Annotated in this window: 20 protein-coding genes; 9 read left to right on the forward strand and 11 right to left on the reverse strand. The window is 40.7% G+C overall.

Features of this window, described 5'->3' with window-relative positions; translation table 11 throughout:
• Nucleotides 1-3: 3 nt before the first annotated feature.
• Both LC040_17725 and LC040_17730 read right to left on the reverse strand, forming a co-directional pair.
• Nucleotides 4-453 carry a DinB family protein gene (locus LC040_17725; protein ID WLR51025.1) on the reverse strand — a complete coding sequence of 150 codons (450 nt, stop codon included), beginning with the start codon at nt 451-453 and terminating at the stop codon, nt 4-6.
• A 78-nt stretch (nt 454-531) separates the two neighbouring features.
• Entirely contained in the window at nt 532-1137 is a 606-nt protein-coding gene (locus tag LC040_17730; protein ID WLR51026.1) for a TetR/AcrR family transcriptional regulator, read from the reverse strand.
• A 173-nt stretch (nt 1138-1310) separates the two neighbouring features.
• On the opposite strand from LC040_17730, the gene LC040_17735 reads away from it, so the two are divergent.
• The 3 genes from LC040_17735 (at nt 1311) to LC040_17745 (ending at nt 5875) form a co-directional block, all read left to right on the forward strand.
• The gene (locus LC040_17735; GenBank protein WLR51027.1) at nt 1311-3965 is read left to right on the forward strand and encodes a phosphoenolpyruvate synthase; all 2655 of its coding nucleotides are present in this window, start codon (nt 1311-1313) and stop codon (nt 3963-3965) included.
• Between the two features lie 87 nt (nt 3966-4052).
• The gene (locus LC040_17740) at nt 4053-5111 is read left to right on the forward strand and encodes a nitronate monooxygenase (protein ID WLR51028.1); all 1059 of its coding nucleotides are present in this window, start codon (nt 4053-4055) and stop codon (nt 5109-5111) included.
• A 116-nt stretch (nt 5112-5227) separates the two neighbouring features.
• On the forward strand, nt 5228-5875 hold the full coding sequence (locus LC040_17745; protein ID WLR51029.1) for a nitroreductase family protein: 648 nt from the start codon (nt 5228-5230) through the stop codon (nt 5873-5875).
• A 217-nt stretch (nt 5876-6092) separates the two neighbouring features.
• Here the strand turns inward: LC040_17745 and rsgA are convergent, their stop codons facing one another.
• On the reverse strand, nt 6093-7148 hold the full coding sequence (gene rsgA, locus LC040_17750) for a ribosome small subunit-dependent GTPase A (GenBank protein WLR51030.1): 1056 nt from the start codon (nt 7146-7148) through the stop codon (nt 6093-6095).
• A 244-nt stretch (nt 7149-7392) separates the two neighbouring features.
• On the opposite strand from rsgA, the gene LC040_17755 reads away from it, so the two are divergent.
• A complete protein-coding gene (locus LC040_17755) occupies nt 7393-7608 on the forward strand; it encodes a hypothetical protein (GenBank protein ID WLR51031.1) in 216 nt (71 codons plus the stop codon).
• A 25-nt stretch (nt 7609-7633) separates the two neighbouring features.
• On the opposite strand, the gene LC040_17760 is transcribed toward LC040_17755, so the two are convergent.
• The 6 genes from LC040_17760 to LC040_17785 all read right to left on the reverse strand — a co-directional run bounded on the left by LC040_17760 (nt 7634) and on the right by LC040_17785 (nt 13479).
• Nucleotides 7634-8545, reverse strand: coding sequence for a DMT family transporter (locus LC040_17760; protein WLR51032.1), 912 nt, complete (start codon nt 8543-8545; stop codon nt 7634-7636).
• 92 nt (nt 8546-8637) lie between these two features.
• Nucleotides 8638-9843 (reverse strand): L-2-hydroxyglutarate oxidase, encoded by a 1206-nt coding sequence (lhgO, locus tag LC040_17765; protein WLR51033.1) that lies wholly within the window; start codon nt 9841-9843, stop codon nt 8638-8640.
• Nucleotides 9844-9855: 12 nt separating this feature from the next.
• Complete coding sequence (gene glaH, locus LC040_17770; GenBank protein ID WLR51034.1) at nt 9856-10788, reverse strand: glutarate dioxygenase GlaH; 933 nt, start codon at nt 10786-10788, stop codon at nt 9856-9858.
• Nucleotides 10789-10890: 102 nt separating this feature from the next.
• Complete coding sequence (locus LC040_17775) at nt 10891-11214, reverse strand: DUF4387 domain-containing protein (protein WLR51035.1); 324 nt, start codon at nt 11212-11214, stop codon at nt 10891-10893.
• Between the two features lie 13 nt (nt 11215-11227).
• Nucleotides 11228-12607 (reverse strand): acyclic terpene utilization AtuA family protein, encoded by a 1380-nt coding sequence (locus LC040_17780; protein WLR51036.1) that lies wholly within the window; start codon nt 12605-12607, stop codon nt 11228-11230.
• Nucleotides 12608-12732: 125 nt separating this feature from the next.
• Nucleotides 12733-13479, reverse strand: a complete 747-nt coding sequence (locus tag LC040_17785; GenBank protein WLR51037.1) for a GntR family transcriptional regulator — start codon at nt 13477-13479, stop codon at nt 12733-12735.
• 255 nt (nt 13480-13734) lie between these two features.
• Here LC040_17785 and LC040_17790 point away from each other — a divergent pair, with 255 nt between their 5' ends.
• Genes LC040_17790 through LC040_17800 form a run of 3 tightly spaced genes read left to right on the forward strand, consistent with a single transcriptional unit; the run spans nt 13735 to nt 16186 of the window.
• Nucleotides 13735-15105 carry a TRAP transporter large permease subunit gene (locus tag LC040_17790; protein ID WLR51038.1) on the forward strand — a complete coding sequence of 457 codons (1371 nt, stop codon included), beginning with the start codon at nt 13735-13737 and terminating at the stop codon, nt 15103-15105.
• A 15-nt stretch (nt 15106-15120) separates the two neighbouring features.
• The gene (locus LC040_17795; GenBank protein WLR51039.1) at nt 15121-15435 is read left to right on the forward strand and encodes a hypothetical protein; all 315 of its coding nucleotides are present in this window, start codon (nt 15121-15123) and stop codon (nt 15433-15435) included.
• 1 nt (nt 15436) lies between these two features.
• Entirely contained in the window at nt 15437-16186 is a 750-nt protein-coding gene (locus tag LC040_17800; GenBank protein ID WLR51040.1) for a gamma-glutamyl-gamma-aminobutyrate hydrolase family protein, read from the forward strand.
• Nucleotides 16187-16224: 38 nt separating this feature from the next.
• On the opposite strand, the gene LC040_17805 is transcribed toward LC040_17800, so the two are convergent.
• Nucleotides 16225-16905 (reverse strand): type 1 glutamine amidotransferase domain-containing protein, encoded by a 681-nt coding sequence (locus LC040_17805; GenBank protein ID WLR51041.1) that lies wholly within the window; start codon nt 16903-16905, stop codon nt 16225-16227.
• Between the two features lie 258 nt (nt 16906-17163).
• Here LC040_17805 and LC040_17810 point away from each other — a divergent pair, with 258 nt between their 5' ends.
• Nucleotides 17164-18489, forward strand: coding sequence for a sodium:alanine symporter family protein (locus LC040_17810; GenBank protein ID WLR51042.1), 1326 nt, complete (start codon nt 17164-17166; stop codon nt 18487-18489).
• 145 nt (nt 18490-18634) lie between these two features.
• Nucleotides 18635-19300: a haloacid dehalogenase type II gene (locus LC040_17815; GenBank protein WLR51043.1), complete on the forward strand. Its 666-nt coding sequence runs from the start codon at nt 18635-18637 to the stop codon at nt 19298-19300.
• Nucleotides 19301-19455: 155 nt separating this feature from the next.
• Here LC040_17815 and LC040_17820 read toward each other — a convergent pair whose 3' ends face one another.
• On the reverse strand, nt 19456-20313 hold the full coding sequence (locus LC040_17820) for a HAMP domain-containing sensor histidine kinase (GenBank protein ID WLR51044.1): 858 nt from the start codon (nt 20311-20313) through the stop codon (nt 19456-19458).
• Between the last annotated feature and the right edge of the window lie 287 nt (nt 20314-20600).

Consider the following 20600-nt stretch of genomic DNA (forward strand, 5'->3'; position numbering starts at 1 on the left):
GTCTTATTTCGTAAGCCCTAAGTATGTTTTCATTGTTGTAAAGTGCATGCCTTCATGGAAGGAAAGGAAAGCTAGTACATCATTTAACTTCGTAAAGCTTGTTCCGCGAATTTCAAATGGTTTTGTAAGTTCTGTTTGTTCTTTTAGTAATTCTTGAATGGATTGAAGCTGTTTGGTCGAAACTTCTTCAATTTCTTCTACAGTTGGCGGGTCATATTTCCAATCAGCAGGGGAAGTTCCCATACCGAAGTATTCTCTGAATTGTTCTGGCATCACCTTGTTGTATGCCTCTGAATGAGATAACACACTTTCTGCGATAACAATTACATGCCCGGCATTCCAGCGAATCGAGTTGTTAAACCCTTCTGGAACTTGGTCCACTTGTTCTTCTTTAGCTGCATTCAATACTTGGAGAACTGCACCTCTTGCAAAGGAAAAGCCTGATAAAGCCATGTACGAAAATCCCCTTTCAAATAAATTCTGATAATTTCATTTTACGTGATCGCTTATCGAAAAAGCGAACAAAACGAATCACATAATACCTGCTGCTTTAAGAGGACCGAGTGTTGTTAATCGTGTAATTTGCCTCGCCATATATGTTGGAGAATAAGGCATGTCTTGCTTCAGCCAAGATTCCAACAATCCCAAATTCGCAGAAGAAACGTAGTACAGAAGAATATCTTTCGGAATGTCGAGAGCATCTTCGGTCATTTCAAGTGATGCTAGAACTTTGTTTAAATTTGAACGGATTAACAGCAGCAACTTATTTCGGAAAGCAGGGATTCCTCTGTCTCCGAGCATGACTTTATAGAAGTCTGCGTGTTCAGCTACATACGTAAACAAACGCTCAAATAATCGTTCAAGTGACTGCATATTCATAAAGATTTCTTCAAATGACTCTGGTAAAACCGTTTCGACAAGTGCTTCGATAATTTCATCCATGCTCTGCTCCAGCAAATCATATTTATCCTTGTAATGCTGATAAAATGTGGCTCGGTTAATCTCTGCTCGCTCTGTAAGGTCCTTCACTGTAATCCCTTCAAAGCCTTTTTCATTTATTAGTTCAATCAAAGCCTTTCTTAAATAACCGCGTGTTCGTTTGATTCTCGGGTCTAAGGATTTTTCCAACAGATTCACCTGCTTTGTTTGTTTTGTTTAGGAAGAGCAACAAAATTTCCTTCTGTGTTGTTTTGCCAACAGAATAATGATTTTTGTTGGTTGTATTTGTAAATGAGCTTGCTATAATTTTATACAACATAGTGTTGCTTTTTCAACAGAAAGTTGTCTAAATAAATCGTGAGGTGAAAGAAATGAAGACAAAACGATATACTCTTTCTTTCAATGAGATTTCAAAAGATGATTTGGCGATTGTAGGTGGGAAGGGGGCAAACCTAGGTGAGATGGCGCGAGCAGGTTTCCCAATTCCAACAGGCTTCTGTATTACAACGAGAGCGTTCAAAGCTTTCATTCAAACGAGTGACAAAATGGATGACTACTTTGCACAGTTAAACGCGCTTCAAAGCGACGACTATACAGCACTTCAAACAATCGGACGTGAAATAAGAGAGCATTTAACGTCATTACGTATTCCAGAACAATTGCGGGAACAGATTGTTTCAACTTGGTATGAAGCAGGTGAGCAATACACATATGCCGTACGTTCTAGTGCAACTGCTGAAGATTTGCCAACCGCTTCATTTGCTGGACAGCAAGATACCTACTTGAATATAAAAGGAGAAGAAAGCTTGCTTATGCATGTTCGAAAGTGCTGGGCATCGCTTTTTACAGACCGGGCCATTTCGTACCGTACGAAGAATGGTTTCAATCATAAGGATGTTTATCTGTCTGTCGTTGTGCAGCGAATGGTTAAGCCAGAAATATCAGGTATCCTGTTCAGTTCCGACCCTGTTACAGGTAATCGTAAAGTTACTTCCATTGATGCAAGCTTTGGTTTAGGGGAAGCGATTGTATCCGGACAAGTGACAGCTGATTTATATAAAGTAAAAGACGGTGAAATCATAACAAAACAAATTGGCAGAAAAGAGATCGCTATTTATTCTTTGCCAGAAGGCGGAACAAAAACGAGAAGGTTATCACTTGAGCAGCAAGGACAACAAGTGATGACACATGAACAAATTATAAATGCGGCTAAGTTAGGACGAGAGATTGAGAAGCATTTTGGAAAGCCGCAGGATATTGAATTTTGTCTAGAAAAGGGAACGTTGTACATTGTGCAAAGCAGACCGATTACATCGCTCTTTCCACTTCCTGACGTTGCAATGGACCCCTTGAAAGTGTTCTTTTCATTTGGGCATCCGCAAATGATGACACATGCGATGAAGCCGCTAGCCCTGTCTGTATGGCGGACGGTCTTTCCATTTGGGAAAGAGGAACCTCAGCTTGAAAGCAAGGTGATGTTAATTGCAGGAGGAAGGTTATACATCGACCCATCTGAGCTGCTTCGCCTTAAAGGACCACGACAAGTATTTCCGAAGATTATAAGAAATGCGGATGACCGTATTGCTCGAGCGCTAGCGGAAGTAACAAATCGACCTGATTTCAAGAAAAAGCATGCTAATCCGCAAACATTTAAGAAAGTAAGCAAGCTATTACCAGTTGGAACAAAAATCATTCGTAATCTTTGGTTCAAAGATTTAGATACAGCTGTGTCCGAAATTAATGACGCCATGAAAGAACGACTGGCAGCTAGTAAGCAAGCTCTCTCAGAAGTAAACGGAGCTGCACGTATTCGGTTCATTCAACAGGACCTTGGCCATACCTTTACATTTCTTTTTCATCATGTTGTTCATTATTTATATGCAGGGTTTATTTCAGGATTTGTTGTTAAGAAGCGGGCGAAGGAATGGCTGGGCAATGAAGAGATTTATCATACGATCAGCAAAGGCTTACGAGGAAATGTAACAAGTGAGATGGGAATGCAGATTGGCGATTTAGCAGATATTGCCCGGGAAAACAAAGCATTGATTGCCTACCTTGAACAAGCGAAAGATGACAGCTTCTACGAGCAGGTAGCTGAGGTTGAAGGTTCGGAACGATTTGCGGCTGCTTTTCATGAATTTATGGAGCGGTATGGAATGCGTTGTGCTGGTGAAATTGATTTGACATTACCTCGCTGGAGGGAGAAGCCGACATTAATTGTTTCTTCTATCTTAGGTCATATCAAATCTGTAGAGCCTGGCGAGCACCGAAGGCGGTTGAAGGCAAATCAGCAAGAAGCGGAAGAAGCGGCTGAATCGTTTATCACCGAAGTTCGTAGTATGAGAGGCGGAAAGCATAAAGCAAAATCATTAAAGCGATGGATTCAAATGTATATGGATTTAGGTGGTTTGCGTGAGCATCCGAAGTTCCTGCTGATTCAGCTGTTCGACCTTTATAAGGAAGCAATTAAAGAAGAAGCAGATAAGCTTGTAGCGAAGGGAATTATCTCTCAGTGTGATGAAGTGTATTACTTTAATTTGGAAGAGCTGGCCCAGCTTATTGAAGGAAGCTTGCAAAAGCCACAGCAACTAATTCAAGAACGAAGAGAGCAGCATAAATGGAATCAGAAGCTAATTCCCCCTCGTGTGATGACAAGTGAAGGTGAAGTGGTGACGGGAGATCGAAAAGATATTGAAGCGCCACCAGGGTCATACGTTGGGACGCCTGTTTCAGCTGGTATTGTTGAAGGAAGAGCACGTATTGTACTTCGGGCTGAAGAAGCGAGCTTAGAAAAGGGAGATATTCTAGTAGCTCCACATACAGATCCTGGTTGGACGCCACTGTTTCAATCTGCAAAAGCACTAGTGACAGAGGTTGGCGGTATGATGACACACGGAGCAGTCGTTGCAAGGGAATATGGGATTCCAGCAGTTGTTGGAGTAGAAGGAGCAACGAAAGAGATTAAAGAAGGGCAGCGAATTCGTGTAAATGGAAGTAAAGGATATATCGAAATTCTTGAAGATTAACATAATCAATCAGGTTCTACATCTGTAGAGCCTGATTTTTTGCTGGAAATTCAGTATGATAGAGGGAAAGGCAAAGGGGTGTGTGCTGTGGAAAAGAATCAGTTAGTAGAGAAGCTTGGTGTAAATTATCCGATTATTCAGGCACCGATGGCTGGAGGCATGACGACATCAGAATTAGTCGCAGCTGTCTCTAATGCAGGTGGACTTGGTAATATTGGTGCAGGCTATATGAGCGCCGATGCGATTCGTGAACAGATTCGAGATGTGAAGAAGCTGACAGACAAGCCATTTGGCATTAATTTATTTATTGCTGAAACACCAGAGGTAATCGATCAAGAGGTTGAAACTGTATTTGAGTATATGAAGCCTCTCCGTGACGAATTAAATATGCAAGAGAACGTGCCAAAGATCGATGTAGCATCGAAGTTTGAACAGCAGCTTCAAGTGTTGTTAGATGAGGGGATCGCTGTATGTTCATTTACATTCGGGTTACCACCGAAAGAAGCTGTTGACCAATTAAAGGAGCAAGGCACGTATGTCATTGGGACGGCAACAACTGTAGAAGAAGCGATTCAAGTCGAAAGATTAGGACTCGATGCAGTAGTTGTGCAAGGCAGTGAAGCTGGTGGACACCGAGGAAATTTCCTAAGAAGTACGTCAGAAAGTCTAGTCGGATTAATGTCATTAGTACCACAGGTTGCCGATGCCGTGAGTATTCCTGTAATTGCAGCAGGCGGTATTATGGACGGAAGAGGGGTTAGCGCCGCGCTTTGCTTAGGAGCAAAAGGTGCGCAATTAGGTACCGCATTTCTAACATGTAAGGAAAGCGGTGCAAAGCCGGTTCACAAGCAGGCTATCTTAGAAGCAGAAGAAGTGGAGCCAGTCTTAACAACTGCTTTTTCTGGAAAGCATGCTCGCGGCATTCAAAATCGCTTTATTACATATATGGAGGACTTTGCAGGGAATGTTCCGCCATATCCAATCCAAAATACGCTTACAAAAGGGATTCGCAAAGAATCAGGTAGTCAATCGAACAAAGAATACATGTCGCTTTGGTCTGGACAAAGTCCAAGGCTGGCAAAAGATGTGACAGCAAGCGAGCTTATCGCTGAAATTATGAAGGAAGTAGAAAAAATAATAAAATAGTAAAAAAGTTGAAGGCTGCCAAACGAGTGGCCTTCAATTTTCATTCGAAATGATAAAAAATATGATATAGTCAAACAAGATGAGAAATGGAATGACATTCGCAGGAGGAAAGTACAGTGGATTATAATGCTTTTAAAGAGATTGTATTAGGAAGAAGAAGTATTCGAAACTATCAAGATAAAGAAGTAAGTAACGAGGATATACTTGAATTAATTGATTGCGCTCGATATGCACCAAGTGATACAAACTCCCAAACGTGGGAATTTGTCGTGGTGAAAAATAAGCAAAAAATAAAAGAGATTGAAGAGATGACATGGGATGCTCTTCATAAGAGAGCTGAAATTGCGATGGAACAAGGACATAAGAAGCCAGCAAGACTGCTGACGAAATCATTTGGTCCGTATGCTACGGCGTTCTCCAATGCGCCTGCTTTGGTTATCTGCTTAGCAACTCCATATACATCAAAGTTCAGAGAGAAGATCTTTGAACCAATTCAATTCGTATCTGAAGAAGTATGGCGTGAAGAAGGCATCAAAAGCAGTTGTTTAGCTGTGCAAAACCTTATGCTAGCAGCACACGCAAAGGGTTTAGGTACATGTCCGATGACTGGGCCTGTCCTGCTTGCCGAACAGCAGTTGAAAGAGTATTTGAATATTGATGAAGGTAAAACAGTCAATATGGTTGTTGCCCTGGGATATCCAGAAGAAACGCCAAGACAACTGCCACGAAATGATGTTGCACATATAACGACAATTGTGGAATAAAGAAGAGGAGGCTGCACATTGATGCGGCCTTTTAGAATATTTTTTGTAAAATTACTAAATTTAGGTTTAAAGAAGGGTGAAATGGAGAAAATACTTAATACCCCCCCTAATTTTGAATATAGTATAAATTGAGGTCACCAATCTTTTGGTGATTTTTTCTTTTACGTACAAGAAGGCTGGTACATTTTCTGTACCAGCCTTCTTGTAGGTTAGGGAGTTAGTTCTTCTTTCGAATTTCTTTAGCTATTTGTCTATATTTCTTTCCTAAAGCAGCTTTTCTACGATTATACTGTTCAGGGTCGGCGAGATAGGCAAGTTCCTTTTGCAGCTTGATATAGCTTTGGAATCTTTCTTCCGTTAAGTCACCATTCTGTATGGCTTGCTTTACAGCACATTTTGGTTCGTTCTGATGTTGACAATCACGAAAATGGCATGCTTCAGCAAGCTCTTCAATGTCTTGGAATGTGCCAGAAAGTGATGATTCACTGCCCCAAAGCTGAAGCTCGCGCATGCCAGGTGTATCAATGATCATGCCGTGCTCAAGCAGAATAAGGTCTCGGGAAGTTGTTGTATGCCGGCCTTTATCATCCTGGCCACGAATTGTATTAACCATTTGCTGAGCATTGCCGAGCAGTCGGTTTGTTAAGGTAGACTTTCCGACTCCTGATGAACCGAGCAATGCAACAGTTTGCCCTGTTGTAAAATATTGTTGAATTTCATCAAAGCCGTTTCCTATCGTACTGCTAATCACATGAGTGGGAACTCCTAAAGCAATACTCTCAACGCTTTGCAGCTTTTCTTCAATTTCATCGCACAAATCAGCTTTATTTAAAATAATGACTGGGTTCGCACCACTTTCCCATGTCAAAGTCAAATAACGTTCTATTCTTCGTAAGTTGAAGTCTTTGTTCAAAGCATTAACAAGAAAAACAGTATCAATATTGGCAGCAACAATTTGTTCTTCATGTACTTTTCCAGGAACTTTGCGAGAAAAACAGCTTTTGCGAGCCAGAAGTTCATGGATGACGATAGAATCGTTCGGGTCACCCTTTGCAATAACCCAATCGCCAACAGCAGGCAATTCACTTTTCACGAAAGTATTATAATAGAACTTTCCAGAAAGCTTCGCTGTTGTTTCACCATGCTCCGTATAAAGCTTATAAATATCCGTACCTTGTCCGATAACTCTTGCAGGATAGCAAGCGTCATCTTGTTTCTTTAATTGATAGTCTTCTTCGAAAGTAGAAGACCAGCCGAGTTCAGTGATGTTCAATTTGATTCCTCCTAGTATGATAATCAATCGAATAGCGGAGGAATCCTCAATCACATGATGAAATTCATTAAGAGCGAGAATTCCTCCAAGTGTTTGGGATGACAATTTGAGCTACATTCATAAAACACCACTCCTTTTGTAAGATAACCTTAGTTTAATCGGATAAGAGAGCAAAAGCAATTTTGATTTTTTTGTACCTTGTATTAAAATGGGAATATACGACCTTTATGTTTGGAGCGATCAAATGAAAAATATTATCGCATTTATTTTTGTCGGATTAATTCTCGTGTCGATCATTCTGTTCTTTATGGGCAATTATAATGCCGCGTTTGGAGTTGGATTTGTTGTAATGCTAGCAGCGTTAGCGATCGGGAACTTTTTTCAATTTGAAACACGTGAGTTCTTGCACAGAGAATATGATCATAAACGATTTGTTGATCGGTTTAACCGGAAACGATAAGAACGCATGCCTTGGTGGCATGCGTTTATTTTTTTACCATACTAAATCCAGCTGTAGATGTTAGAACGAGAATTCCAAGCAGGGTGGAGAGTGATAGCTCCAGACGTACATCGAATAGTTGAAAGAAGAAGGTGAATACAGGAACAAAGCATATACTCATAATGACAACTAGCGGCTCGCAATATTGAATGCCAAGCTGTAACAAGTAGAGCGGAATAATGACGCCGGCAATACTTACTAGAAGCATCCATTGAAAGTTATTGAGAATGGAGGTAGGAAGAGTGGTAATGCCCCATATACCTGATAAAACGACAATGGCATAAAAGCGATGCGCCATAATCTTTGTTGCATTCCAGCCAGAATTGCTTAGTCGTTTCGAATAAATAGCTGCAAGTACTGCACCTGCTCCGCAGCATACAGCTGCAGCGATCCCTTTTGTAATGTCCTCAAAGGGTAAGTGTCCAAGCCCCGAATGCCCGCTTATAGTTGTCCAATATAAGAATAAACTGCCTATTAATGTAACCGTGCTCAATATGTATTCTTGTATACTAGAACGTTTGCTTGGGTAAAGCCATATCGAAAAGATAAGAGTGAAAAGCGGTCCTAACCCCATCTCGAGAGCACTGACAATTGCAGGTTCGATATATTTAAGGGCAGTATAGAAGCTCATAAATGCAAGCGCAGTGCTTAAGTTCAAGTAGACGAGGTCTTTGTGCAAAAGAGACACTCGCTTTTTTGAGCGAAGGTTAATAGCTTGAAAGGTTATCATACAGAGAAAGAAGCTAAAAAACGTAAAATGAAGCGGCTCAACTTGTTGAACTTTCTTCGCATAGTACACTTGGTTTGCACCCGTAAGAAGAGCAGATGTGATTAAGAAAAGGACACCTAGCTTATGAGTATTTGTGATTGATATTTTGTTTTGGATGTGTTGCTCCATCGTACTGCCCCTCCTTGCTATAATTTTCCGAATTATAACATAGAACTTGATAAAACAAAAAAAGCCGCTATGATAGCGACTTTTTGTTCCGGTTAACGGGTAGAAACAGGGTCCTTCGCCGGGATACGGTCAACAATTGCTTTCCCGATCTCAATTGATGCTGTAGCAGCAGGGGAAGGTGCGTTACATACATGAAGGGAACGCTTCCCTGGGATCATCATGAAATCATCGAGCAGCTTTCCATCACTCATGAGCGCTTGTGCCCGTACGCCTGCTTCAGAAGGAACGATATCTTTTTCTTCAACTTCAGGAATAAGCTGCTGCAGGTTCTTTACGAACAAAGACTTATTGAAGGAGCGGGCCATTTCATTTAAGCCTTCTTTCATATTGCTTCCAGCAAGCTTCCAAAAGGCGGGGTAACTGAGTGTTTCAGCAAGATCGCGCAGGTTAAATTGAGTTTTCTTATAGCCTTCCCGCTTCATACTAAGTACCGCATTTGGACCAACATGAATGTTCCCATCAATCATTCTTGTGAAGTGAACCCCTAAGAATGGGAAGTCAGGGTTTGGAACAGGGTAGATTAAATTTTTCACAAGGTATCTTTTTTCAGGTGTTAATTCGTAATACTCGCCACGGAAAGGAACGATCTTTACATTTGTATGGATCCCGGCAAGCTTAGTAATCCGATCACTGTGAAGCCCGGCACAATTAATTAGAAAGTTACCTTGGAATGTTCCATTTGATGTTTCAACAATAACGCGATCACTGCGTTCATCAATGTTTTTCACTTCTGAGTTGGTGAATATTTCGTTATCATTTTCTTGAATAATTTCAGCGAATTTCTCAGTTACCTCTTTATAATCAACAATCCCTGTGCTTGGTACTTTAATTCCAGCTAGACCATTCACATGGGGTTCAATTTCATGAAGCTCCTCTTGGTTAATCTTCGTAATATCAAGCCCATTTTGCAGTCCACGTTCATAGAGGTTATCTAAGCGTTCGATTTCGTCTTGGTTGGTTGCGACAATCACTTTCCCACAGATGTCATGGGTAATATCATGTTTCTTACAAAATTCAGCCATAGAACGGCTTCCGGCCTTAGCGAACTTTGCCTTGAAGCTCCCGGGCTTATAGTAGATACCAGAGTGGATTACACCACTGTTTCGGCCTGTTTGGTGGGCGGCAAGCCCTTTTTCTTTTTCAATAATTGCAATTCTTGCATTCGGATAACGACGTGTTAAGGCCATTCCAGTTGAAAGCCCAACAATTCCGCCTCCAATAATTAAATAATCGTACATGGGGAATCCTCCTTACTTGGCGAAGCTTCCTCTCTGGCGCAGTAATTCGCGGTGCAAGTTCGGATTTCGTTCAAATGCTTCTCTTCCATGCATCCAAAAGGTATTATTCAGCATAACGAGATCGCCAGGAGGAAGTTCAAGTCCAATGGTTGATGAATCATTTTCGAGAGAGTCAGACATCTCTTGTAAGTATTTTGCTTGTTCAATTGTTTCTGGAAAAGCGAACTGATCAATAAAGCACATACATGGTGCGTTATTTTGTTCGAAGAATGTTTGGCGATACACGGTTTTGGAAACATTCTTACTTGGCGGTGCTTGATATTTAAACTTATATTTCGCTAGGGGGTGTTTGTAAAACTTATTAAGCTCTTCCCAGTCATCAAGGTGAAGTAACCTTGATCTTCCGCCAACTGCATTTTCTTCGGCAAATTTCATCATTAGCAGCCAATCTGTTTGCTGTTCTACAAACGTGCCATCTGTATGAAGAGTGAATAAACGGTATGCTTGACGAAGGTAAGAATCACTGTCATCCGTATGTTTGACAGTAAAGCGAGCATAGAAGGTCCCTGTCATCGCATCAAAGTTTGGTGTGCCGATAAGGTGGGTTAGGGCTGTAGATAATTTAATGTAATCCTCAGGATCTTCCGTAATGTCTTGCACACCAGTTGTAAACCCGCCTGTTGCTCGATCATTCAGAATACTGCGTAATGTGTTCTGCAGCTCTGGACCTGTTGCTTTCAATAATTGTTCAGCAACGAGAAAGCGTGTATATGGGACATATTCAAGGCTTTCGCTGCTATAGTTTTGTGTTCCTTCAATGAAAGCTTGAATGGCTTCTTTCTGAAACTCAATTTGATACAGACGGTCATGCTCAGGGTGTTCTTTCACTTCAAAGCCATTGTATTTTTGAAGATGGTCTTTCTTTAACTCTACGACATTATTCATCGTAATCCCTCCAAAAAATGTTTTGTTTACATAAAAGATAGTAGTAAAGCCAGTTAAATCAAGTGATGACGTAACTGGCCTAGTAAGAAGGTTAGTGCTTTTCTACTGAACTGGTACTTCGATATCAAGAAGAGGTGGGTATTGCTGGGACCCGAAGATATCACCTTCTCCTGGGTCGCCACTTGGAGCAAAGCGACGAATTGTAAATTTAATCGCGTTGGCTGGATCAAATTCAACAAAATCTGTAATGAGTTCTTCTTCTATATTGTAAAGGGCGGCTATTGACTCTCGGTTAATTGAGCTGCTGTTCTTCACCATTTCGTATGTTTCTTTTTCTTTGAAGATAATATCAAACGTAATTTTATCGGTCCCGGCATTTTTACTTCGTATCGTTTTTGCTAGTTCATTTAGCGTTTTTGTTTTCATTTTGAGTCCTCCTTTATACTTTTGCTGGCTCTCCGACTGTTGTAATTCTTACATCAAATAATTCAAGAGGGTCTTTTACTGGAATAGTATGATTTAGTGTCCAAGAGTAGGAAGCTGTTGCTGGTAAGACATCATCAACAACAAATGCTGCAGTTCCAGCTGTTCCTTTGACCTCTGGAAGACGAGCATAGAAAATTTGGCGTGTTCCGAAAAGGGTAAGGGCTTCGGCTTCTTCTGCTGTTTCTGCAATACCTTCTACAATAATGCATAACTCATGAGATTTAATTTCTTTAACAGGCTCCAATTCGCCCATGACACCGTTTTTGCCAAATACTCTGAAGCTGATTTGGTAGTCTTGGTCTTTGAATTCTTCGGCAACTTGCTCTTCGGCCATTTCGATTACTTTATCAATGTTTTGAATGGTGTATGGGTCGCGGACGCCGGCAATTCCGATATATTTATCTCCGTTCTTTCCAGACCCTTCAAGCTTAACTTTCACATCGCCCTCCACAGGGACAAACTCCATACCTGTAATTCTTGTTGTTTTCTCGTCGTATTGTTCATATTTGCAATTGGTCATATCAAGCATGCCACCGGCAACGTATTCGTAATAAGGGTTTGCGCGCTCATACATGGCATGACCTGCAACAGATGCAATCGTACAGCGTTGGTCTGGATGCATGGCTGTCACTTTGACATCTTCATGTGTAATCGTCCCCATTACACTTTCTTTTGCCCCGTACGGTTCCGCACAGAAGGATGCACATTCTAATACTTTACCAAGATAGTATGACTGCGCTTCCGGAAATCCTTCTCGAATAGCAGGGGCTGCAAAGATTGCGCAATCACTAGAGCGCCCGCCGATAACGACATCTGCTCCCATATCGAGTGCCTCAATAAATGGATGAACCCCAGCAACCGCTACGATACGTTCAGTTTTATCGACTTCCTCTTGTGTCAGGTTAGGGCGTTCATCTAATCCTTCAATGACGATGTTTTGGTCCATTCTTTCTTTTAAGTCTTCCTTATCTACTTCAGAGTAGAAGTAAGCTATTTTGAATGGAGGAAGGTTATGTTCACGGGCAATTTCTTTTATAAGCTCAACATACATGTCGACACGGCTGTTTGAACCAGAGTCACCTGCTGAACCAACAAGCATTGGGACATGTTGTTCTCTTGCTGCAAGGAGCATAAGCTCTAAATCATGTTTCTGCCATTTGCGCATGCTAACTGAACGGTCAGCGCCAAGTGCAGTAGCACCGATATCATCACTACCAGAATCACAGCAGTAGTAATCAGGCTTTGTTGCAGCAGCTATCTTAAAGCTTTCTTCTTTTGTAGGTGCAAATCCTAAGTGGCCATTGGGGCACACAATGCGAAGTTCTTTTTTCATAACAAGTTCCCCTTTCAAATCTGTTTTGAACATAACATGTTATAACCAGTTGAGATGAGTATAAGACAATTTATTTTGATTGTCAATTCTGAAAATTAAAAAAGTTGAGCTCTTTTATTCAGAGCTCAACTCATTGTTCTTGTAATAAAGAATTTATATTTGTCGCCTTTATAGTAGGAAGTACGGTATTCAATCGGCCTTTTATCTGCATAGATGAGCGAAGTGACTTTGAAGATAGAGGTTACCTCATCTAACTTTAAAACTTTTGAAATTCGCTCATCAGAGAGAATAGCTTCAAATGTTTGTTCACTATGTGTAGGGGAGATGTCTAGAATCTTTTGATACAAGTCTAATGTTGAAAAAGGCTGATTTGCTGCCTTTTCTTTCTTCGCTGCATCAATTAATAACTCCCCAATATCGAGCGGAAAGAAACTATCATAGAAGACAATTGGTAACTTGTCGCCATAACCGACTAGTTGTAAATTTGCTAGCTTGTTCATCATTGGAACATTTAATAGGGTAGATAGTTGAAAATCTGTCACAATCGTGTCTGCTTTTACAATATCAGTGGAAGCGACAAGACCTTGCTGGGAAAGAGTAGATTGAAAGCTGTTGACCTTGCTCAGCTCTTGTTTAATCGTTGGGCTTGCCACAAATGTTCCTTTGCCGTGTGTGCGGTATAACAGGCCTTCATTCACTGCTAGGTTAATGGCTTGTCTCACCGTAATCCTACTGATGCCGTAATCTTGTCCAAGTTCTCTCTCTGAGGGAATTTGCTGTTCAGGCTTTAATTCTCCTTTCTTGATCTTATCTGCTAGTAAGTCCTTCAATTGTATGTAAAGTGCGGTTGAACTATCACGATTCAAGCTCATCGATCATCACCAACTATTCTTTAAGATTTCGAAGTTATTATAACAATATTTGGTTATTGCTTCATGGTACCATAAAATACTATAAATATATTATAAATAATTATTTGATAATTTAAAAAAATCTGATATAATTCATTGTAACATAACATGATATAACCAGTTAATCGGAAGTAGTTACTCGTCTCTATGGCCTATTTTACGCGAATATCTTTTTATTCTCAACAGATATGAAAACGCTTTAATGGAGGTGTGCAAATGGGAATCCCTTTGCCAATGTTCTACTTAGCAGGATTAATTGTGTTTGTTGCCGTTTTGTTTGTTGGATTTAAGAGACCGATGTATGAGGTGATGTCGTTAGCGTTTTTCTTCATTATTATCATCTCGGGGCAATTTGATTTAATGTGGTCGTCCTTGCTTTATCCATCAACAAGTAGTTTATTCTATGCCATATTTGCCTTCATGGTAGTGGCAGTGTTGTTTGACGCAACAAAGGTTGTGCAACGAATTATTAATTTAATGTTAGCGGTTGTTGGTAAGTTTAGGGGAGGAGCAGGCTATGTTTCTCTTCTAGGAAGTACATTTATGGCCTCGCTTTCTGGGACTGGCCCAGGAAACGTAGCGGCAACAGGTGTATTTACGATTCCAACGATGAAGAAAGCTGGGTATCCTGCACCGTTAGCTGCGACAACAGAAATGTCAGCAAGTATGCTTGGTAATATTATCCCACCGTCAGGCATTGTTCTTCTCACTTTCGGTATTTTAAATGAAGTTCAACCTGGAAGCATTACACTAAGTCAGTGGATCGTAGCTGCTTATGGAATTGGTTTATGGTTTTTTGTACAACGTTGGCTTACACTATGGGCATTTTGTAAGTATTACAAAGTAAAGCCAATTGCAAAGACCGACATTCCAAGCTTCCAAAAAAGTCTCCGAATTGGTTGGCCGGCATTGATTTTACCTGCCTTAATTTTCGTTCCGTTGCTTGCAGATGCTCAATTTAAAGATTTCATTACTGCACGAATAGGTTCTGGTGGAGCAGAAGCATTTTCCTCATCTGTCTTAATGTTCACCCCTGGTATAGCTGGAGCTTATGCCATTGGTATCGGGAAAAAGTCTTTTTTCACATCTTCCCGTTCTCACCTTAATCAAATTGTTACGGTATTTAAAGAGTCCCTTCCGAAGGTTGTGCCAATCGGTGTAACGATTTATATGGCATATGCAACATCAAAAGTTTTCGCTGGTATGCAGATGGAACAAGTAGTCCGTGATTGGTTCGTTTCAATGGGAATGACAGTTCCGATGATGATCGTATTGTTACCATTATTTTTCATGGTTTTAGGTATGGTTCTACCAGGCTCAGCCCAAATTGCAATCTTAGGAGGAGCGATGATTGCTGCATTTGGAGCGTTAGGTGGAGATCCTGTCCTATTTGCGATTATGCTTCCTGCTATGACAGGAGCACTTGAAGGAATGACGCCGCCTCTTGCCTTAGGGCTGTTCGTCGCCATGGGTATTGCTGGTTCAGGCTTTAAGGAAACGTCTAAGCTTGCGGTTATTTGGATATTACTGCATGTCATTTTAAGCATTATCTTGTTAACAGGCTTATTGCCGATTTTTGGACTATAATCTGGAGGTGTTTCGATGAAAAAAGAACTTACAAATGTATTGGAAAATCTGTATGGATGGGTTGCATTTTTAACGATGGCGCTTGGTGTGCTGACAGCAGGATTGTTTGCTGTATCCTTTGTTATTGGAGGGGGAAGTGGTGAAACGATTGCTGTGTATGCAGGCCAAATCATGAGTTGGGGTATCCGCCTCGCTGCGGTTGCAATGATTATCGGGCTAGTCAATACGTATGTGAAGAAAGAGCACAGCTTAACACTTGGGTCAGAGTCAAAGTCTGCTGCAAGTGAAGAGATTGATGAGGCATATTCTGATATGGAGGAAGCATTGTAAGATGAAGCCATGGATTGGTGTAACTATGCATGTGGATAACGGAACAGAAGAGGACTTATACCCAGGTCACTCCTTGATGTATGTAGAGCGTGATTATATTCAGACATTAGAAGAGCATGGAATGCATCCGATTCTTCTTCCTGTTCTCAAAGACCCTAGTGAAGTACAAGCTTACCTTTCGAAGCTAGATGGATTATTAATGAGTGGAGGCGGCTACTTAAACCTTCACAAAAAGCTTTCACCGACGTCTAGGTTAAGTGAAACAGGAAATGAGCGTTTTGCATTTGAAATGACCTTACTTAAAGAGGCATTAAAGCTAGATATGCCAGTGCTTGGTGTGTGCCGTGGTATGCAAATGTTAAATGAAGCGTTTGCTGGTACCCTGCGAAACTTAACCAGCGCAGACCATCATCAAGAAATAAAAGGATTAGATGGCGCTGTCTTAATGCATGAAATTGTCCTTGAAGAGCAAAGTAAATTAGCACGAATCATTGGACGGGAAGTAATTGGTGTAAATTCAAGGCATCGTCAGGTTATCGATCAATTAGGAGAAGGGTTAAAGGCAGTCGGCCACTCTGTTCCTGAATACTATATTGAAGCAATTGAGAGCGAACAACACTCTTGGGTATTTGGCACACAGTTCCATCCCGAGCAAATTTATTCTCGAGAGCAACGCTGGTCCTATTTGTTTCAGGAAATGCGAGAGGCTGCAATACAATACAAATCAAATGTAGTGGTGGATGTAAATTAGAAAAGCGCAGAGGCAATTTGAGCCTCTGCGCTTTTTCTTTAGGATGCTTCTTGTCGAATAATGACTTCAACTAATTGTCTAGCAACGCTTGCGCTGGACATTGGGTTTTGACCTGTGACAAGCAAGCCGTCTGTAACGGCAAAGTCTGTCCAATCATCACCACGAACAAATTGGCCGCCTTTTTCTTTCAACTTGCTTTCAAGTAAGAATGGCATTTCATCTGTTAATTTCATGCCTTCTTCTTCTGAATTCGTGAAGCCGTTGATTTGCTTGCCTGAAACGATTGATGCACCATCTTCAAGTGTTGCATTCACTAAGCCTGATGGGCCGTGGCAAACAGCTCCGATCGGCTTGTTCTTACGGGCGAAGTCTGAGACAACCTCTGTTAATGTTTCGCTTTGTGGAAAATCAAACATTGTGCCGTGACCGCCTGGAAGATAGATTGCATCATAATCATTTAGGTTCTCGACTTTAAGTTTTGGTGTATTTTTTAGTTGTTCTTTTGCTTCATTGAATTCCGGCTGTTCTTCTTCTGGAAGACTGTTCGGATCCAATGGAACTTTCCCGCCAGAAATGCTGACAACATCTACATCAAGACCAGCATTTTTGAATTCATTATAAGGTACGGCAAATTCTTCAAGCCAAAGACCTGTATTTTTGTCGGCTTTGCCGTTAATTTTACTTTCACTTGTTGTTACGATAAGAACACGCTTAGACATATTGAAATTCCTCCTTAATAGTTGGAACTCTAATTACAGTGAATAGGATACTATGTGGATATAATTGTTTCAAAAAATGTGCTCAGCAGTTTTGAAGGTGTAACAGTACGTTCTATTCCTTTTTCTCTGCACTTTTAAACGGAAAGTAAGCGCTTTTAAAACGGAAAAATCTGAATAAGGTTAATTCTATTGGTCGAAAGGAGGAGATCGTTTAAGATGATAAATTATGCAGATATTTAGGAAAGGTGGGAAAGAGGAATGTCACTTATTTCCTCTATTGAAAAGATAAATGAAATCCTCTGGGGGCCAATTATGCTGCTTCTTTTATTAGGAACAGGTGTCTGGTATACCTTTCAGTTGGGATTTCCACAATTAACAAAGCTTTCGACAGGCTTTAAAGAAGTGTTTGCGCCAATCTTTCGGAGCGAAGGGAAGCAGTCGGAAAGCGGGATTTCTTCCTTTCAAGCTTTGGCTACGTCAATTGCTGCCCAAGTAGGGACCGGAAACCTTGCGGGTGTGGCAACTGCAATTGCGGCCGGTGGACCTGGAGCGATCTTCTGGATGTGGGTTAGTTCGTTCTTTGGAATGGCTACAATCTTTGCTGAAGCTGTCCTTGCTCAAGTGTATCGCGAAAAGCGTGACGGTAAGTGGAAGGGCGGACCTGCTTATTACATACGAAATGGTCTCGGTAACCGTTTTTTAGCAGGTTTTTTTGCTGTTTCGATTATTTTAGCACTTGGCTTTATTGGGAATATGGTGCAATCAAATTCGATTGCAGCGGCATTTGACCAAGCTTTTTCCGTTCCACGATGGTTAATTGGAATAATTGTGGCGATGTTTGTAGCGTTTATTATCTTTGGTGGAATTGAACGAATTGCTTCATTTGCAGAGAAGGTTGTGCCGCTAATGGCTGTCCTCTATATGGGAGGAAGTGTTGTCATTGCTGTTCTTTATGCTGATCAGCTGGCAGCAGCATTTTCATTAATTGTAAGTGCTGCTTTTCAAACAGAATCAGTTGCAGGTGGGGTGTTAGGTGCCACAATTAAGGAAGCGATCCGCTATGGGGTTGCTCGTGGCTTATTTTCCAATGAAGCTGGAATGGGCTCGACACCACATGCTCATGCGGCTGCTGATGTCTCGCACCCGGCAAAGCAAGGCTTCGTAGCAATGATTGCAGTTTTCATTGATACAGTGATTATTTGTACATTAACAGCACTTGTTATTCTTGTGACAGATGCCTATCAAACGGATCTTACAGGCATCGCGTTAACGCAAGAGGGTTTTACACGTGCGTTTGGTTCATTTGGTTATCCGTTCATTGCAATTTGCTTATTATTCTTTTCATTTACAACCATTCTCGGTTGGGCTTATTTTGGCGAGAATAATGCAGTATACTTATTTGGTGAGCGGAGTCTGCCGTTATATCGTTCAATTGTATTAGTTTTTATCGTCCTCGGAACATTAATTGAAGTTCCAGTTGTATGGCAGCTTGCTGATACATTCAATGCGTTAATGGTACTTCCTAACTTAATTGCATTACTTCTTTTAAGTAAAGTTGTAAAAAGTGTGTTTCGCGAACTTTAAGATGAACGCCGCTTAATCCGATGGGTTAAGCGGTTTTTTTATAGAGGATTTGGGGTGAGTGATATGGAATGTTATGAGGAGAAAGTTTGTTTGCTAAAGAGAGAAGGGAATAGAAGAGGCGAAATGAAAAAAAGGAGGACACAGCATGAAACCACACATCCAAGCTTTTGTATTTGATGCCTATGGTACACTTTTTGACGTTTATTCAGTATTTGAAGAGCTAGAGAAAATCTTCCCGAAAAAAGGCCAACAAATTAGTGAAACTTGGCGGCAAAAGCAAATCGAATATTCTTTCTTACGTGAAATGATGGGCCGTTATCGTCCTTTCTCAGGGGTCACAAGGGATGCACTCCGCTTTGCGTGTGAACAAGCAGGAGAAGAATTGAATAATGAGATAGAAGATAAACTGTTGCAGCGTTATTTAGAGCTGGATATTTACCCTGAAGTGACAGAGGTTCTTTCACAGTTAAGTGCGAAGCGGAAAGCGATTTTTTCAAATGGTTCGCCTGATATGTTGAATCCGCTTGTAGTGAAGTATCAATTAGACGAAGTATTAGATTCTATTATTACAGTGGATGACAAGAAACGTTTCAAGCCTGTGCCAGCTTCTTATACCTCAGTGTTAGAGAATCTTAGTGTTAAGCGTGATGAAGTATTATTTATGTCGTCAAATCCGTGGGATATTGCTGGAGCGAAAAGCTTTGGCTTCAATACAGCCTGGATTAATCGTGCAGGTAAAGTAATGGATAAGCTCGGACTTGACCCTGACTATGAGTATGGAAGCTTAGAAGGTATTTTAGAACATATTTAAACGAACAGCGCCGTTTAGGAATATAAAGCGGCGCTGTTAATTTATCAAAAGGTGGGAAAGCGTGTGGATTTTGTAATGAACGTATTAATGGTAATCGGCATCTTTTATTTTTCGATTTTCGCCATCTATATCCTCTCCCGCTTTCGGAAATAAGCTTATACACGATGGGTGTACTGTGGTAAGGTAATTCGGAAATGGGTACCGTTTTTACTACTAGAGATAATTTCGATATCTCCTCGGTGTTCAAATAATACCTTCTTGCAAAAAGAAAGACCGATGCCCATTCCTCTAGACTTAGAGGAGATAAAAGGTGTAAATATTTCATTCCATTTATGCCGGGGAATACCGTTTCCTGAATCGATAAAGTCTACAAGTATCATTTCCTGTTGATTTCGAACACGAATTTTTAATTTTTTCAGCTTACAATTTGGCTGAGTTGCTTCTATACTGTTTTTAATCAAGTTAACAAATACTTGGTGCATGTACGTATCGTTCATGAATCCCCAAATTTTCTCCCGTTGATTGAACTCTACTGTGTAGCCGTTTTCTTCTATTTCGTGCTTCGTGAGCTGAAGTGCTGTATGAATAACTTTGTGTACTTCACATATCTTCATTTCAATTTCCTTGCTTGTAAGAAAAGAGGAATAACTGTTAACGAGATTTTGGAGCTGATGATGGCCGAGTTCCAAGAAGTCCATCCACTCCGTCCCTTTCGAATCAAAGGTCTGCGTCTTTTTCAATAGCTTCGAATAGCCTTGAAGCATTGTTAACGAATTTTTCAGCTCATGAATAAGTGTCGATGTTAAAGTCCCCATATAGTCAAGACGTTGCTGTCGTTCAACGAATTTTTGATAATCATTCAAAATATGGTGTTGCATCTTCAAGAAAGAGAAAATAACAATAACAGAAAATAAAATCACACCAAAACTGCTAATAAGAAGCCCTGTTTCTGGAATAAAGTTAAGTGAACCTGTTACAAAAAGAATAAACGTACTTCCCGAAAACCGTTTCATGAATTTCCTTAAGTGAGGATGGTAAACGTGAGCGGCTCTGATACATAAACCTATATTCATAACTAAAAACATAAAAACCTGTATCTTAAAAATGAATGCTAAGCTTCCGTACTCTGGGAAATAAAAAGAAAGCCCTCCTGAAGAAGACCCTATTGTATGGAGCGTTAAGCTTCTGATATCATACGGCGTCCAATTAATGACGTAAACAAACAAACTCCAAATAAATATGACGACAAGTGTCGTCCTGCTCATGAAAAAGTCAGTAATTCGAATAAAAAAAGGTGCTC

This window comes from Bacillus tianshenii (assembly GCA_020524525.2).
In the GTDB taxonomy this organism is placed as follows: domain Bacteria; phylum Bacillota; class Bacilli; order Bacillales; family Bacillaceae_N; genus Bacillus_AV.

What these genes read in the sequence shown, in the direction of transcription:
- glaH (WLR51034.1), bottom strand. Translation starts at nt 10,788, where the DNA reads ATGAATAATGTCGTAGAGTTAAAGAAAGACCATCTTCAAAAATACAAT.
- LC040_17760 (WLR51032.1), bottom strand. Translation starts at nt 8,545, where the DNA reads ATGGAGCAACACATCCAAAACAAAATATCAATCACAAATACTCATAAG.
- lhgO (WLR51033.1), bottom strand. Translation starts at nt 9,843, where the DNA reads ATGTACGATTATTTAATTATTGGAGGCGGAATTGTTGGGCTTTCAACT.
- LC040_17725 (WLR51025.1), bottom strand. Translation starts at nt 453, where the DNA reads ATGGCTTTATCAGGCTTTTCCTTTGCAAGAGGTGCAGTTCTCCAAGTA.
- LC040_17790 (WLR51038.1), top strand. Translation starts at nt 13,735, where the DNA reads ATGGGAATCCCTTTGCCAATGTTCTACTTAGCAGGATTAATTGTGTTT.
- LC040_17815 (WLR51043.1), top strand. Translation starts at nt 18,635, where the DNA reads ATGAAACCACACATCCAAGCTTTTGTATTTGATGCCTATGGTACACTT.
- LC040_17810 (WLR51042.1), top strand. Translation starts at nt 17,164, where the DNA reads ATGTCACTTATTTCCTCTATTGAAAAGATAAATGAAATCCTCTGGGGG.
- LC040_17780 (WLR51036.1), bottom strand. Translation starts at nt 12,607, where the DNA reads ATGAAAAAAGAACTTCGCATTGTGTGCCCCAATGGCCACTTAGGATTT.
- LC040_17775 (WLR51035.1), bottom strand. Translation starts at nt 11,214, where the DNA reads ATGAAAACAAAAACGCTAAATGAACTAGCAAAAACGATACGAAGTAAA.
- LC040_17805 (WLR51041.1), bottom strand. Translation starts at nt 16,905, where the DNA reads ATGTCTAAGCGTGTTCTTATCGTAACAACAAGTGAAAGTAAAATTAAC.
- LC040_17795 (WLR51039.1), top strand. Translation starts at nt 15,121, where the DNA reads ATGAAAAAAGAACTTACAAATGTATTGGAAAATCTGTATGGATGGGTT.
- LC040_17820 (WLR51044.1), bottom strand. Translation starts at nt 20,313, where the DNA reads ATGAAACGGTTTTCGGGAAGTACGTTTATTCTTTTTGTAACAGGTTCA.
- LC040_17755 (WLR51031.1), top strand. Translation starts at nt 7,393, where the DNA reads ATGAAAAATATTATCGCATTTATTTTTGTCGGATTAATTCTCGTGTCG.
- LC040_17785 (WLR51037.1), bottom strand. Translation starts at nt 13,479, where the DNA reads ATGAGCTTGAATCGTGATAGTTCAACCGCACTTTACATACAATTGAAG.
- LC040_17800 (WLR51040.1), top strand. Translation starts at nt 15,437, where the DNA reads ATGAAGCCATGGATTGGTGTAACTATGCATGTGGATAACGGAACAGAA.
- LC040_17735 (WLR51027.1), top strand. Translation starts at nt 1,311, where the DNA reads ATGAAGACAAAACGATATACTCTTTCTTTCAATGAGATTTCAAAAGAT.